This window comes from Microbacterium invictum (assembly GCF_034421375.1).
Taxonomy (GTDB): domain Bacteria; phylum Actinomycetota; class Actinomycetes; order Actinomycetales; family Microbacteriaceae; genus Microbacterium; species Microbacterium invictum_A.
Window position 1 is genome coordinate 3,284,193 of the sequence record NZ_CP139779.1, and the last position, 13,553, is coordinate 3,297,745.

12 protein-coding genes are annotated in these 13,553 nt (G+C 70.4%); 2 read left to right on the forward strand and 10 right to left on the reverse strand.

Annotated features, from left to right (window positions below):
• Window positions 1-21 precede the first annotated feature (21 nt).
• Together T9R20_RS15765 and T9R20_RS15770 are read left to right on the forward strand one after the other, a co-directional pair.
• A complete protein-coding gene (locus tag T9R20_RS15765; protein WP_322410284.1) occupies window positions 22-1,329 on the forward strand; it encodes an extracellular solute-binding protein in 1,308 nt (435 codons plus the stop codon).
• A gap of 162 nt (window positions 1,330-1,491) precedes the next feature.
• A complete protein-coding gene (locus tag T9R20_RS15770) occupies window positions 1,492-2,457 on the forward strand; it encodes a LysR family transcriptional regulator (RefSeq protein WP_322410285.1) in 966 nt (321 codons plus the stop codon).
• Between the two features lie 21 nt (window positions 2,458-2,478).
• Here the strand turns inward: T9R20_RS15770 and T9R20_RS15775 are convergent, their stop codons facing one another.
• The 10 genes from T9R20_RS15775 to T9R20_RS15820 all read right to left on the reverse strand — a co-directional run bounded on the left by T9R20_RS15775 (window position 2,479) and on the right by T9R20_RS15820 (window position 13,549).
• Complete coding sequence (locus T9R20_RS15775; RefSeq protein ID WP_322410286.1) at window positions 2,479-3,942, reverse strand: family 43 glycosylhydrolase; 1,464 nt, start codon at window positions 3,940-3,942, stop codon at window positions 2,479-2,481.
• The gene (locus tag T9R20_RS15780) at window positions 3,939-5,105 is read right to left on the reverse strand and encodes a GDSL-type esterase/lipase family protein (protein WP_322410287.1); all 1,167 of its coding nucleotides are present in this window, start codon (window positions 5,103-5,105) and stop codon (window positions 3,939-3,941) included. The genes T9R20_RS15775 and T9R20_RS15780 overlap by 4 nt, the downstream gene beginning before the upstream one ends.
• Window positions 5,102-6,022, reverse strand: coding sequence for an alpha/beta hydrolase (locus T9R20_RS15785; RefSeq protein ID WP_322410288.1), 921 nt, complete (start codon window positions 6,020-6,022; stop codon window positions 5,102-5,104). The genes T9R20_RS15780 and T9R20_RS15785 overlap by 4 nt, the downstream gene beginning before the upstream one ends.
• Window positions 6,019-7,494 (reverse strand): C-glycoside deglycosidase beta subunit domain-containing protein, encoded by a 1,476-nt coding sequence (locus tag T9R20_RS15790; RefSeq protein ID WP_322410289.1) that lies wholly within the window; start codon window positions 7,492-7,494, stop codon window positions 6,019-6,021. Before T9R20_RS15790 ends, T9R20_RS15785 begins: the two co-directional genes overlap by 4 nt.
• A gap of 10 nt (window positions 7,495-7,504) precedes the next feature.
• The gene (locus T9R20_RS15795; protein ID WP_322410290.1) at window positions 7,505-8,806 is read right to left on the reverse strand and encodes a C-glycoside deglycosidase beta subunit domain-containing protein; all 1,302 of its coding nucleotides are present in this window, start codon (window positions 8,804-8,806) and stop codon (window positions 7,505-7,507) included.
• A 139-nt stretch (window positions 8,807-8,945) separates the two neighbouring features.
• Window positions 8,946-9,725, reverse strand: a complete 780-nt coding sequence (locus T9R20_RS15800) for an IclR family transcriptional regulator domain-containing protein (RefSeq protein WP_322410291.1) — start codon at window positions 9,723-9,725, stop codon at window positions 8,946-8,948.
• Window positions 9,722-10,891 carry a thiolase family protein gene (locus tag T9R20_RS15805; RefSeq protein WP_322410292.1) on the reverse strand — a complete coding sequence of 390 codons (1,170 nt, stop codon included), beginning with the start codon at window positions 10,889-10,891 and terminating at the stop codon, window positions 9,722-9,724. The genes T9R20_RS15800 and T9R20_RS15805 overlap by 4 nt, the downstream gene beginning before the upstream one ends.
• Before the next feature lie 2 nt (window positions 10,892-10,893).
• On the reverse strand, window positions 10,894-11,544 hold the full coding sequence (locus T9R20_RS15810; RefSeq protein ID WP_322410293.1) for a 3-oxoacid CoA-transferase subunit B: 651 nt from the start codon (window positions 11,542-11,544) through the stop codon (window positions 10,894-10,896).
• Window positions 11,541-12,269, reverse strand: coding sequence for a 3-oxoacid CoA-transferase subunit A (locus tag T9R20_RS15815; protein ID WP_322410294.1), 729 nt, complete (start codon window positions 12,267-12,269; stop codon window positions 11,541-11,543). The genes T9R20_RS15810 and T9R20_RS15815 overlap by 4 nt, the downstream gene beginning before the upstream one ends.
• A 287-nt stretch (window positions 12,270-12,556) precedes the next feature.
• Entirely contained in the window at window positions 12,557-13,549 is a 993-nt protein-coding gene (locus T9R20_RS15820; RefSeq protein WP_322410295.1) for an acyl-CoA thioesterase, read from the reverse strand.
• Between the last annotated feature and the right edge of the window lie 4 nt (window positions 13,550-13,553).

A 13,553-nucleotide genomic window follows, 5' to 3' on the forward strand; every position in this document is an offset into this window, starting at 1 on the left:
ACGACGTCACGAAAGGTCGACATGTCACAGCATTCCGACATCCGGCGCCTCCGTTGGTCCCTCCTGGCAGTGAGCGCCGCCGGCGCCCTCGTCCTCGCGGGCTGCTCGGGCGGTACCGACAGCGGTGGGTCCGACAGCGGAGGCGACTCCGGCGACGACGCCTCGGCGAACTTCAGCCTGATGGTTGCCCAGGCCAACGATCAGGACGACTACTGGGCCGAGACCGCGGCCAAGTACACCGAGCAGACCGGTGTCGAGATCGAGGTCATCCCCTACCCCTCCGATGCCTACAACACCCAGGTCACCACGCAGCTGCAGGCCGGCAACGCCGCCGACATGATGATCCTCGCCCCCGGAACCGGGCAGCCGATCTCGGTCGTCAACCTCGCCGAAGCGGGCTTCCTCGAGCCGCTGAACGAGACCTCGGCGGGCACCATCCCCGCGGGAACCGAGGCGGAGTACTCCTTCGACGACAACGTCTACGCCCAGCCCGCCGCCCTCGTGCCCGTCGGATTCATCTACAACACCGCCGGGGGCGAAGAAGTCGGCATCGACAGCTACCCCGAGACCTACGAAGACCTGCTCGAGGCCTGCACCACCGCGCGCGACGGAGGCAAGAGCTTCACCGTGCTCGCCGGCAGCGTGCCGTTCAACACCGGCCTGTTCTCGATGCTGATCTCGGCGACGCGCGTGTACGCCGAGACCCCCGACTGGAACGAGCAGCGCGCCGCGGGCGACGTCACCTTCGCCGACAGCGGCTGGCGCGACGTGCTCGAGGACATCGTGGAGATGAACGACGGCGGCTGCTTCCAGGACGGCGTCGCCGGCGGCACGTTCGACTCGATCACGCAGGGCATCGGATCGCAGGCATCCCTCACCGCTGCGGTTCCCGGTTCCGCTGCCACCTCGATCGCGGCCGGCACCGGTCTCGACCTCACCGTGCAGGCCTTCCCGCCCGCCGACGGCGGGGACGCGTACACCCTCGCGTCCGCCAACTACGCGTGGGCCGTCAACGCCTCGGCCGACGACGCCGTCAAGTCCTCCGCACAGGAGTTCCTCGACTGGCTCGCCACCCCCGAGGAGTCGCAGGCCTTCGCCGACCTGTCGGGCTTCGTCCCGATCTCCGGTGCCACCGCCGACAACCTGCTGCCGATCTACGAGCCGGTCGGCGACCTGCTCGAGAACGGCGACTACGCGGGCCTGCCGAACGCCACCTGGCCGAACCCCGACGTCTACGACACCCTCGGCGTGGGTGTGCAGGGGCTCCTGACCGGCCAGAAGACGGTCGACCAGGTGCTCGATGAGATGGATGCCGCCTGGGGCGACTGACCCACGACACATCTGACGACACCGCCGCCCGGGTCCTCCTCCCGGGCGGCGGTTCTCGTCATCGGTCGAATGACAGCATCGCCGCGGCCGATATGACGTAGCCGGAACATCGAACGCATTGATACGCTGAGATCCCGCCCTCACCGGAAGGGTCACACCGCCGTGATCGATCAGATGCCGCTGTCCCGCCTCGACCTGAACCTGCTGGTCTCGCTCGACGCGCTCCTCACCGAGCGGAGCGTCACAAGGGCCGCTGAGCGACTGCACCTGAGCCAGCCGGCCCTCAGCGCCTCTCTCGCGCGCCTGCGCACCCACTTCGGCGACCCGATCCTCGCGCGGCGCGGGAACACCTACGAGCTGACCCCGTTCGCGGTGCGGCTGAGCGAGCACACGACGTCGGCGCTGGAGGCCGCGCGCCGGGTCTTCGAGTCCCAGGCCACCTGGTCGCCCGAGGAGTCCACCCGGGAGTTCTCGATCTACGGCTCCGACTACGGGTTCGTCACGGTCGGCAGCGTGGTGTCGCGCCTGGCCGCGGAGCGCGCGCCCGGCGTGCGCTTCCGCTTCATGCTGCACAATCCCACGATCGTGGATGATGCCGCCACGCGGCTGCGGTCGGTGGACGGCATGATCATCCCCCACGGGCCGATCTCGGATCATCCGTTCGTCGACCTCTGGCACGACGATTGGACGGCGCTCGTCGCCACCGGCAACGACGAGGTCGGAGACGAACTGACCCGCGGCCAGCTTGCCGACCTCCCCTGGGTGATGACCTATCAGACCCGGTCGGCGTTCACCTCGGCGGGCCGACAGGTGCAGCAGCTCGGGATCGAACCGCGCATCGAGGCGATCGTGGAGAGCTTCCTCGCGATGAGCCACTTCATCGCCGGCACGCGGCGCATCGGCATCATCCAGAAGGCCATCGCCCACCTCGCCACCCGCGCCGGGGGTGTGCGTGCCGTGGGGCTGCCGTTCGTCCCGACACCTCTGACCAATGCCCTGTGGTGGCATCCGGTCCACGGGCGCGACCCCGAGCACGGGTGGATGCGCGACCTCTTCGTCGAAGCCGGGCGGATCGTCGATTCCGGCGCGCACGTCGCGTCGATGCCCGAGGCGGTCGCGGTCGGCTGACCGCGGTTCGCCGTCCGCGCGTCAGTCGAGGCGCCGGTAGCGCAGGTCGCGGAAGCGGGCGGATGCCGCCCCGGCCACGTAGAGGGCAGGCCGGAGGCTCAGCAGGTCGCCGATCGTGTTGGCGTGGTAGCCGGAGGTCTCGTACCGGACGCCGTGCCGCACCCATTCACCGCCGGGCTCCCGCCACCAGCCGGTGACGACGTGATGGTCGTTCTGCAGGCGCAGCGACAGACGGCGCATCGCCGGCGCCGGCTCGCGCCAGTGCGTGCGGATGCCTCCGGAGTAGCTGCGCATCCCGTGGCCGTCGATACCCATGCCGCAGAAGAGCCGGCCGTTGAAGAACAGCAGCACCCCGGCCTCGCCGTCGCCGTCGAGCTCGACGTCGGCCTCCACCTGGTAGGCGTGGTCGCCGGTGACGAGCGCCAGGGGCGACGAATCGGCCGGCCCCGTCCCCTTCCCGTGGAGAACCAGCTGGTCGTCTTCCACGGTGAGTCGTCGGAACTCGCCGCGCGAGGGGGCATGGAAGTTCCATCGCTCTCCCAGCCGGAATCCGGTGATCTCCTCCGTCGCTCGCTCGGGTCGGCGCTGCGGCACCGCTTCCGCCGGCGCGGAGAGGGTGCCGCCGATATCCGAGGCGGGCGCCACGGGCCATCCGTCCTCCGTCCACGCGATCGGTTCGAGCAGAATCTGCCGACCCAGCGTGCGATAGCCGTTCTCGTAGCCGTGCGACACCATGTACCACTCGTCTCCCGGGCCCTCGAGGATCGTGGCGTGCCCCCGCGACCACCACTTCTCGTCGGCGCTCGTCGTCCGCGCGATCGGGTTGTGCGGGTGGTTCTCCCAGGGCCCGTTCACCGAGCGCGAACGCGCGACGATCACCATGTGGCCGGTGGGTGGCCCCGCCGTCCCGCCGACGGCGCTCACGAGGTAGAGCCAGCCGTCGCACCAGAACAGCTTCGGCCCCTCGAGGGCGTAGGCCTCGGTGACCCAGTCGTCCGGGTAGCGCCAGCCGTCGTAGACGTGCTCGAGGTCGCCGACGGTGGAAAGCCCGTCGTCCGTGAGCGCGATGCGCCGGATGCCGTTGACGAACAGGTACCGCGTGCCGTCCTCGCCGACCACGTGGCCGGGGTCGATCGCTCCCCGGATGCCGAGATCGATCGGCTCGGACCACGGACCCGCCATCGCCTCGGCGTGGATGACGAAGATCGACGGCTCGGTGAGTTCCGACCAGGGCGCGGGGATGAACGGGATGTAGATGAAGAACCGGCCGTCATGCTCGGCGATGTCGACGGCGAAGGTGTTGCCGATCGGCTCGGCGAGCGCGGACCCCTCGTACACCCAGTTCACGAGGTCGGTCGAACGGAACAGGAGGAGTCCGGGTGCCGCCTCGAAGGAGGAATAGGTCAGCCAGTACTCGTCGCCTACTCGGATGACGGCGGGGTCGGGCCGGTCTCCCCCGAGGATCGGGTTGGTGAAGGTCGTCATCGCGGCTCCGGCTCGGCTGCGTCGATCCACGCGGACACGACCGGCGCCCCGGCGAATCGGTCGGCGATCCGCAGATAGCCGGCAGGGCTCGGGTGGAGCCCGTCGGGCAACTCGTCGATGTCGTCAGCGCCGAACAGGTCGAGCCCGTCGAGGAAGAAGATCCTCGTGTCCGCCACGGCGCGCGCCGCCACGATGCCCCGCAGGATCTCGCGCACCGAACGGAGAGTGAGCGGAGGTTCCAGCGGATCGGGCACGATGGGGGGCGTGCCGCGGCGCTCGCCCGTCTCCGGATCGGTGACGGTCGGGCCGGGCGTATCCTCGTGCATCGGGCACAGGATCGGCGAGATGACGAGGATCGGGGCCGTAGGAGCGCCCTCGCGGATCGTGTCGAGGAATCCATGCACCGCCGGAACGAAGGTCCGTCGCTTCATGGTGTCGCCACCGACGATGTTGATGCCGACCTTGAGGCTGAACAGGTCCGCGCCGGAGTCGCGCATCGCGCGCGCCGTGAACGGGTCCAGGTGCGCGTTCGCGGCGAAGCCGAGATTGGTCACGTCCAGATCGAGCTGGTCGGCAGCGGCGACCGGCCACACCCCGCGGGGCGTCTCCGCCTCGATGCAGTGGCTGATGGAGCTGCCGTGATGCCACCAGCGCAGCCGGCCGAGCGGCTCGGCGGGTGACAGGGCCGCGTCCGCGCGCACATCCAGGATCTCCACGGACTCGTTCTGCGACAGCCACACCACGACCCTGCGCTCCTCGAGGCCGGTGCCGCCGAGATCGAACCGCGCGACGGCCGGCTCACCCCTGACGAACCGCGGTCCCCCCGGCTCGGCGAGGTGCCGTTCCGATCCGCCGGTCACCCGGGCATCGCCGACCGGCTCGCCGTCGACCGTCGCAGAGAACACCGCCCATCGAACGTGGTCGGGGATCCACGGCAGGTACAGACCGGTGGTGTGGACGGTCAGTTCGAGCCACGTGGCCGCCGTCTGCAGCTCCAAGCGAACCCCAGAGGCCTGTTCCGAGGCGATGAGCATCCAGTCCGAATCCGTCTGGCTCCTCGCCCACGCCGGCAGGCGCATCGGTGTGACGCCGGTCGCGCTGACGCTGATGTCCGCCACCCCGCGCAGACCGGCGCGCAGCAGTTCGCGCGTCGCGCGATTCACGCGCCGATCCACTCCGCGATGGCCTCGACCGTCGGCGATGCCGTCGGATCCGCAGGCTCGTTGATGTGACCGTGGTCGGCACCCGGCTCGACGCGCAGCTGCACGTCGACGCCGGCTTCGGCGAGCTGACGGGCGAAGGCTTCGCCCGAGGGGCGGAGTGCATCCTTCTCGCACACGACGACGAGTGTCCGGGGAAAGCCGTCCACGCGGCCGAGCGCGGCGAAGGCGTGAGGGTCGGCGAGCGCCTCCTGCGATCCCGCGAAGTTCAGCGACAGCTGCCCGTGCGGCGACGCGAGGTCGACCGAGCTCGACGCCTCCGGTGCATTGGGGTGCACGACGGGGTAGACCAGCACGAGCCCGGCGGGCACCGGCTCACCGGCATCCTGCAGCTGCGCCACCGCGCCCGCCGTGAGGTTGCCGCCCGCGCTCGCACCGCCCAGCAGCACCGCCCCGGGGTCGATGCCGAAGAGCTCCGCGGCGTGCGCGACCGCGTGCGCGAACGCCGCGCGCACCTCGTCGGTGGGCTCGGGGAAGTGCGTCTCGCCGAGGCACTTGACGTAGTCGACCGAGAGGACCGGGGTGCCGCGCGACGCGATCTCGAGAGAGACCCAGTTCGCCTCGGGCATGTCGAGGTACCCGCCGATGAATGCCCCGCCGTGCACCCACACCAGGGCGCGGCCGGTCGTCGCTGCCGCGGCGTCGCGGTACAGCCGCGCCGGAACCGGCCGGCCGTACGGTCCGTCGATGCGGACGTCGGAGGTCTCGACACCGGCCAGGTGGGGGAAGCGGCGCCTGAGCGCCGCGGTGTCTATGTCGGGTCTCGGGTCCGCCGGCTCGCCGTGCTCAGCGAGCCGGCGGATGGCCTCCGCGATCGGCAGCCGACGGAGGTCGGCGGCCTCGGTCGTGCCGTCGGTCACACCGTCTCCCGCTCTCGCATCGCCGCACGAATCAGGTCGTGCTGACGCCGGACGAGGAGCAGCGGATCGACCTCGCCGAGCTCGGCGAAGGCGTGCCCCTCCCACTCGCTGGACCAGTAGCCGCGGTATCCGCCGTCGACGAACACCCGGACGTGCGCGGGGTAGTCGATCGCCGGCTCCTGGCCCGACTCGTCGATGTCGTAGAACTTCGCGTGCACGTGGAGGATCTGCGGCATGATGTCGGCCCACTCGGCCGGATCGACGTGGCCGTGCATGTTGAAGGCGAGGTGGGCGAAGGCGCCGAGCCGGCCCGGGTCGAAGCCCCGACCGTGCAGGTACGCGATGAACTCCTGCTGACGGTCGCGCATCGACGCATCCGTCGCCCAGATCTCCTGCAGCCTGTCGACCGCCTCGTCATCGAGCCCCGCCCGGCGCACCGCCCGCAGGAGGGTCGGCGACATCGCGTGCATCGTCGAGGAGAAGTCCGCGACGAAGCCGAGGAGGGGCGAATCGAGTTCGGCGTAGGTGTCGCGCACCCTCATGATCTCGGGCGCGTTCGGGCCGAGCGGCGCATGGATCTCGTAGGCGAGCTTCAGCTCGAGATCTTCGGCGACCGGGAGGAGACGCTGCAGCAGCGTGGGCTTTGCCGACTGGATGCGCACGAGGGGGAAGCCAAGCTTCTTGGCGCCCCGGAACATCTCCAGTGAGAACTCGAACTCCTCGTCGGGCGTCATGTCGCGATCGCGCCGCCGGCCCATGTCGAGGTTCGCACCGAAGGAGCTCTCTGCGAACCCGTGCCGGTCGAACGCCTCTCGCCACGTGCGGACGAAGTCATCCGAGACGACGGGGTACGTGGGCACCACCTGCGACGCGACGATCTCGATGCCGGGACCGATCCCGAATTCGGCGACCCGGCCGAGCAGTCCGTCGAAGTCGTACCAGCCGGCGCGGAACTCGGCGCTCGCCGAGTACAGGGTCAGTCCGAGCTGGAACGGATCGCTGTCGGTTGCCGGCGGCGGCGGGGCGACATCGTGCACGAGCGCCGGCGGCGGGGCGTCGACGTCGGTGGCCGTGAGAGTAAGGGTCTGATGGACGACATTGGGCACGTAGAGGCCCGGGCCGCCGTCTGCCCCGGGCGCGATCTGCATGTAGGGCAGACGCAGCTCGCCGTGCACCGTGACCTCGTGGGTGTCGCCGACGGCTACCTTCTCGTCGCGGCGCGCGATCAGCAGCGGGTGCGCCTGCAGGAACCATAGCGTCTCGCTCTGGGCGGAGAGCTCGTCGAGCGCATACCGGCGCCCGGCGAGCTCGAAGGAGAGATCGGATGCCGCCACCTCCGTTCCGTCGATGGTGACGGCGAGCGTGGACACCGACGACAGCCAGAGACTGCGGTACCACGGGAGGGTCAGGCGGAGCGCCAGTCCGTCGGGATGCAGACGGAGGCTGTCGTCGGCGATGAGTCCGTTGGGCATGGGATCCCCCCTAGAGGCTCGAGGCGATGCGGCGGATGAGGCTGTGCTGCCGGCGGACCTGCTCAATGGAGCGCCACGGTGCGCGATCGCCCTCGTACTCGCTGGAGAGGTAGCCGGAGTAGCCGGCGTCCTTCAGCGCCCGAAGCACCGGCTGCCACGGGATCTGCTGGTCGACCTGGCTCTCGTCGATGTCGTGGAACTTCGCCTGGATGAACACGACATACTCGGCGATGTCGGCGATATCAGACGGGTCGACGCCGATGCCGTCGAGGAAGGCCGGGCGCTGCCCGGGGAGCTCGCCGGGGCGAAGCGGAATCGGCCGGTCCTGGAAGATGCCGGTGTCCAGCAGCAGGCCGAAGTGCTTCGTGCCGGTGCGCTGGATGAGCCCGATGTAGTCGTCGACCACCTCGTGTTTGATGGGCGTGGGCGAGTGGATCTCGGGGCAGATGATCACGTCGAGCTCGGCGGCGAGGTCGAGGCTCCGCTCGACCGCTTCGGTCCAGGTCGGGTGCGGCACGAGGTCGCTGGAGACCACGCCGATCTTCGGCCGGACGAACCCGAATCCGAGTCGCCGCGCGAGCCGCAGGTCGCGCTGGAGCATCGCCGCCCCCTCCGCGGCCGTGAGGTCTCGCGCGTTCGGGCCGCTGGAGTGCAGCCGGGTGTCGATCCACGAGCCGTAGTTGGTCGGCTCGAGGGAGTACTTCTCCAGCAGGGCGAACCACGTGTCGATCCACGCTGTCGAGGGCTCGGGGTAGCCGGCGATGTGCCCCTCGCCGAGGATCTCGACCCCGGTGGCGCCGACGTCCGCGACGTGCGCGAGCGCCGACTCGAGGTCGAGCACCGTGCCGAAGTCGTGCATGAAGCTGTAGAGCGAGACGCCGTACTTGAAGGGCCCGCCGTCGAGGTCGGAGGTCAGCGTGATGTGACGGGTCTCGCGGTAAGTCGAGGGCTGATGCTCGACCGGGATGTACGACATCCGGAGGCGCAGCTCGATCGACACCTCGTGTGTGCCCTCGGGGAGTCCGCCGTCGAAGGGCACCGTGATCACCGCCGCATCCTCCAGGGGCCACCGCACACCCTCGGAGTCCCACAACTCCTGGAGGGTGTACGTGCGGCCCTGGAGCGTCCAGCGCGGGACGCCGGGTCCGACATCGACGAGGTCGCCGACGCGGACCGCCACGCCGTCGATGAGTGAGGCGGCCATGCCGCGGTAGGACGGCATGCGCAGCCGGATCTGGAATCCGGTGACGCGGTCGCCCTCGTGGACGTTCCGGAAGCCGATGGACTGGAGGATGTCTCGTTCGAGAAGCATCGATGCTCACTTCGTCGGGATGGTCCGGCGCGGCGACGACGCCGGCACGAGGCCTCGACAGGCCCATCCCCAGGCTAGCCCGATTCGTCGTTTTTGCTCATAAGAACGACGGATATCCGCATTGAGGGAACGGATGCCCCTACACCAGCCGCAGGTCCGCCTCGATCGCGCGCGTCGTCGCCAGGAGCGCGGGGAGGTAGGTCTCGCGCACCCGGTCGACAGTGTCGCGCGTGGCGCTCGTAGAGATGTTGACGGCGGCCACGACGGTGCCGGTGCGATCGCGGACCGGGGCGGCGACCGACCGCAGGCCCGGCTCCAGCTCGCCGTCGACGAGCGACCACCCCTGCTCACACACCTGCGCGATCTCGGCGGCGAGCGCCTCGGGATCGGTGAGGGTGCGGTCGGTGAGAGGCTCGGGCGGAAGAAGGGCGAGGATGTCGGCGACCGCCGCCTCGGGGAGCGCGGCCAGCAGCACCCTTCCCATCGAGGTGGCGTAGGCCGGGAACCGGGTGCCGATCGTGATGCGGACGCTCATGATGCGGCGCGTGGGCACGCGCGCGACGTAGACCACTTCGGTACCCGCGAGCACCCCCGCCGAGACGCTCTCGTCCACTTCGCGGGAGAGAGCCTCGAGGTGCGGCTGCACGACCTCCGGCAGCGTCAGAGCGGAGAGATAGCTGAATCCGAGCTCGAGCACCTTCGGCGTCAGCGCGAAGGCGCGGCCGTCGCTGCGGACGTAGCCGAGGGTCTGGAGCGTGTGCAAGAACCGTCGCGCCGCGGCGCGGGTGAGGTCGGTGCGTCGCGCGACATCGCTGAGGGTCAGGGAGGGGTTCTCCGCATCGAAGGCGCGGATGACGCCGAGTCCGCGCGCGAGCGACTGGACGTACTCGCTCGACGGCTCCGGGTCCCTGGCGCTCACCGCTCGAGGACCACCGCGAGCCCCTGCCCCACGCCGATGCAGAGCGCGGCCACGGCGACACCCGAGCCGCGGCGGGCGAGCTCGTGCGCCGCCCGGCCGATGACGCGGGCGCCCGAGGCACCCAGCGGGTGCCCGATCGCGATCGCGCCGCCGTGGACGTTCGCCTTCTCGGGGTCGAGTTCGGTCCACAGCTTCAGGCACGCGAGGCTCTGCGAGGCGAACGCCTCGTTGAGCTCCATGATGTCCACATCGGCCCACGTGCGGCCCGCCCGCGCGAGCGCGCGGTTGGCGGCTTCGACCGGGGCGACACCGAACACGTCGGGATCGTTCCCGAACGCCGCGCGACCGGTGATGCGCGCGAGCGGCTCGGCGTCGACGGCCCCCTCGGCGCCGAGGAGGATCGCCGCGGCACCGTCGTTGATCGACGAGGAGTTGCCGGCCGTCACCGTGCCGTCGGCGGCGAAGAGCGCCCGGAGTCCTGCGAGCTTCTCGAGCGTCGTGTCGGCGCGAATGCCTTCGTCACGGGCGAGCTCGGTGCCGGGAACCTGGGTGATCTCCCCGTCGAAGACACCGTCGCCCCACGCCTGGGCGGCGCGTTCGTGAGTGCGCAGGGCGAAGGCATCCTGTTCTTCCCGGGAGATCCCGTAGATCGACGCGAGCTTCTCGGCGGACTCGCCGTTGGAGATCGTCCACTCCTTCGGGAGCGCCTTGTTCGTCATGCGCCACCCGATCGAGGTGTTCCACATGGTCTGGTTGCCCGTGGCCGGCCACGGCTTCGGCGACTTCTCGACGACGAAGGGCGCCCGGCTCATCGACTCCACCCCGCCGGCGAGGATGACGTCGGCATCGCCGGCCTCGATGGCCCGCGATCCCTGGATGACGGCCTCCATGCTCGACCCGCAGAGCCGGTTGACGGTGACCCCGGGGACCGTGGTGGGGAACCCCGCGAGGAGCGCGCCGAACCGCGCGACGTTGCGGTTGTCCTCGCCGGCCTGATTGGCATCGCCGAAGATGACGTCGTCGATGCGGGCGGGGTCGAGCCCGGTGCGTTCGACGACGGCCTTCATGGCCACGGCGGCGAGGTCGTCGGGGCGGACGCCGGAGAGCGCGCCGCCGGCGCGGCCGAACGGGGTGCGGACGGCGTCGTAGACGTAGGTCGCGGGCATGGTCAGTGTCCTTCCGCCGAGGCCAGGCTGAGGCCGGTGAGTTCTTCGAGTGAGGCGACGGTGTTGTCGCCGAACGCCTCCCGCACCGCGAATCCGTCGGAGGTCACGTCGAAGATCGCGTGGTCGGTGTAGACGCGGGTGACGCAGCCGACCCCGGTCAGGGGGTAGGTGCACGCGGTCACGAGCTTGGACTCCCCGGTCTTGGTGAGGAGGTCGGTCATCACATAGACATCCTTGGCGCCGATGGCGAGGTCCATCGCCCCGCCGACGGCGGGGATGGCGCCGGGCGCGCCCGTCGACCAGTTCGCCAGGTCGCCGGTCTCGGAGACCTGGAACGCTCCGAGGACGCAGACGTCGAGGTGGCCGCCCCGCATCATGCCGAAGGAGTCGGCGTGGTGGAAGTACGCCGCCCCCGGGAGGGCGGTGACGGCCTGCTTGCCGGCGTTGATGAGGTCGGGGTCGACCGCGCCGGGCTCGGGCGCGGGCCCCATGCCGAGGAGTCCGTTCTCGGTGTGGAGGATGATCTCGAGGTCGGCGGGGAGGAAGTTCGCCACGAGGGTGGGGGCGCCGATGCCGAGGTTCACGTACGCGCCCTCGGGGATGTCGGCGGCGATGCGGCGGGCGAGGTCGTCTCGCGAGATGCGGGTGCTCATCGAACGGGCCGTCCTTCCAGGTCGACGCCGCCCACGAAGGCGCCGTCGTTCAGCCAGGGGCGCTCGCCCACCGCGACGACACGGTCGACGAAGATGCCGGGGGTCACCACGGCCTCGGGGTCGAGGCTTCCGAGCGGTACGATCTGGTCGACCTGCGCGATCGTGCGGGTCGCCGCCGTCGCCATGATCGGACCGAAGTTCCGAGCCGTCTCGCGGAAGACGAGGTTGCCCCACCGGTCGCCCTTGAGCGCGCTGATGAGGGCGACATCGGCCTTGATCGGGTATTCCAGCACGTAGGTGCGACCGTCGATCTCGCGGGCCTCCTTGCCCTCGGCGAGTTCGGTGCCGACCCCGGTGGGCGAGAAGAACGCGCCGATCCCCGCGCCGGCGGCGCGGATGCGCTCGGCGAGGTTGCCCTGCGGAACGAGTTCGAGCTCGATGTCGCCGTCGCGGTAGAGGCCGTCGAAGACCCACGAGTCGCTCTGACGGGGGAAGGAGCAGATGATCTTGCGCACGCGCCGCTTGGCGAGGAGTGCGGCGAGCCCGACGTCGCCGTTGCCGGCGTTGTTGTTCACGATCGTCAGGTCCTTCGCACCCTGCGCGATGAGGGCGTCGATGAGCTCGACCGGCTGACCGGCGCGACCGAAGCCGCCGATCATGACGGTCGCCCCGTCGGGGATGTCGGCGACGGCGTCTGCGACGCCCGCCACGGTCTTGTCGATCACACCGACTCCTGTCTGACCTGCAGAATGTTCGCGATACGTACACATGTACGTATGTCGTACCCAGGGTACGCCGAAACGCGCGTTGGCGCGACCCCTCGTGGCGTCGCGCCTTCGGCTGATCGTGCCTCGGTGGTCGCGATGTGCGGTGGCGAGGCGCCGCATCTGACAGGCGAACCGACCGTTCAACGCGCCTCTCGGTTCAGCTGTCACGATGTGCGTTACCGGGCCGCCGACTGCGACAGGCGAGGAGCGGCGAGCGGCGACGGGCGACGCGCGAAGCGGCGCGGTCAGTCCTGCAGCGTCAGCGCGGCGGGGATCGGCACGATGCGCTCGCGCTCGTGGATGAGTTCGACGGCATGCCTCACGAGCCGGACGTCCTCGGCGAGCTCGGGCTCCCACCGCGGCACGGGCCGGGCGCGGCCGTCGGGGCCGGGATCGACGAAGACCATGATGCACTGCGTGGTGAGGGTCTTCTCGGCGGGTGTGCGGGGGTCGGCCGAGAGCACGCGCACGACGATGTGCATGCTGCGCGGCCCGGTGTAGATGAGGCGCGCGTCGAGCTCGACGAGGTGCCCGATGCGCACGGGGGCGAGGAAGTGGATGCCGCCGGAGTACACCGCCACGGCCTTGTCGGACGACCACGCCGCAGCGCACGCGAAGGCCGCCTCGTCGATCCATCCCATCACCGTGCCGCCGTGCGCGGCACCGCCGAAGTTCACCGCGCTCGGCGGGGCGAGGAAGCGCAGCTGCGAGCGGGGCGCGGCGGTGTCGTCGGTGTACACCTGACCGAGCATGGCCTTCTTGATGGTGTCGCGCGCGGCGATCCGCGAGATGGCGATCGCTCCGAGAGCCCGGTCGGCCTCGGTGCGCGGCGTCCACTGAGGAACCGACGCCGGGCGGCGATCGTCGTCGACAGCGACGAAGACGAGCATGCAGGTCGTCGCCGGCTCGTACCGGCGGGAGCGGATGTCGCCGGCCTCGACGGTGACGGCGACGTGGACGCTCGACCGACCGGTGTGCACGACCCGGGCGTGGACGGACACGAGCGACCCCGGCGCGATCGGCCGCGTGTGGTGCACATTCCCCACGTAAGCCGTGACGCAGTACCGCCCGCTCCAGCCGACCGCGCAGGCGTACCCGGCCTGATCGATCCACTCCATCACGCTGCCGGCCGCGACGGTGAGGCCGCCTGCGGCGGCGTCGTGGGGCAGCGCGAGAAAACGCATCGTGACCCGGTCGGCAGGGGCGGCGGCGTCGGTCACGAGGGGCTCTGCGCTCATGCTC

Excerpts from the sequence above, each read along its gene's own strand:
- T9R20_RS15765 (WP_322410284.1), top strand. The coding sequence starts at position 22 with ATGTCACAGCATTCCGACATCCGGCGCCTCCGTTGGTCCCTCCTGGCA.
- T9R20_RS15775 (WP_322410286.1), bottom strand. The coding sequence starts at position 3,942 with ATGACGACCTTCACCAACCCGATCCTCGGGGGAGACCGGCCCGACCCC.
- T9R20_RS15790 (WP_322410289.1), bottom strand. The coding sequence starts at position 7,494 with ATGCCCAACGGACTCATCGCCGACGACAGCCTCCGTCTGCATCCCGAC.
- T9R20_RS15795 (WP_322410290.1), bottom strand. The coding sequence starts at position 8,806 with ATGCTTCTCGAACGAGACATCCTCCAGTCCATCGGCTTCCGGAACGTC.
- T9R20_RS15805 (WP_322410292.1), bottom strand. The coding sequence starts at position 10,891 with ATGCCCGCGACCTACGTCTACGACGCCGTCCGCACCCCGTTCGGCCGC.
- T9R20_RS15810 (WP_322410293.1), bottom strand. The coding sequence starts at position 11,544 with ATGAGCACCCGCATCTCGCGAGACGACCTCGCCCGCCGCATCGCCGCC.
- T9R20_RS15820 (WP_322410295.1), bottom strand. The coding sequence starts at position 13,549 with ATGAGCGCAGAGCCCCTCGTGACCGACGCCGCCGCCCCTGCCGACCGG.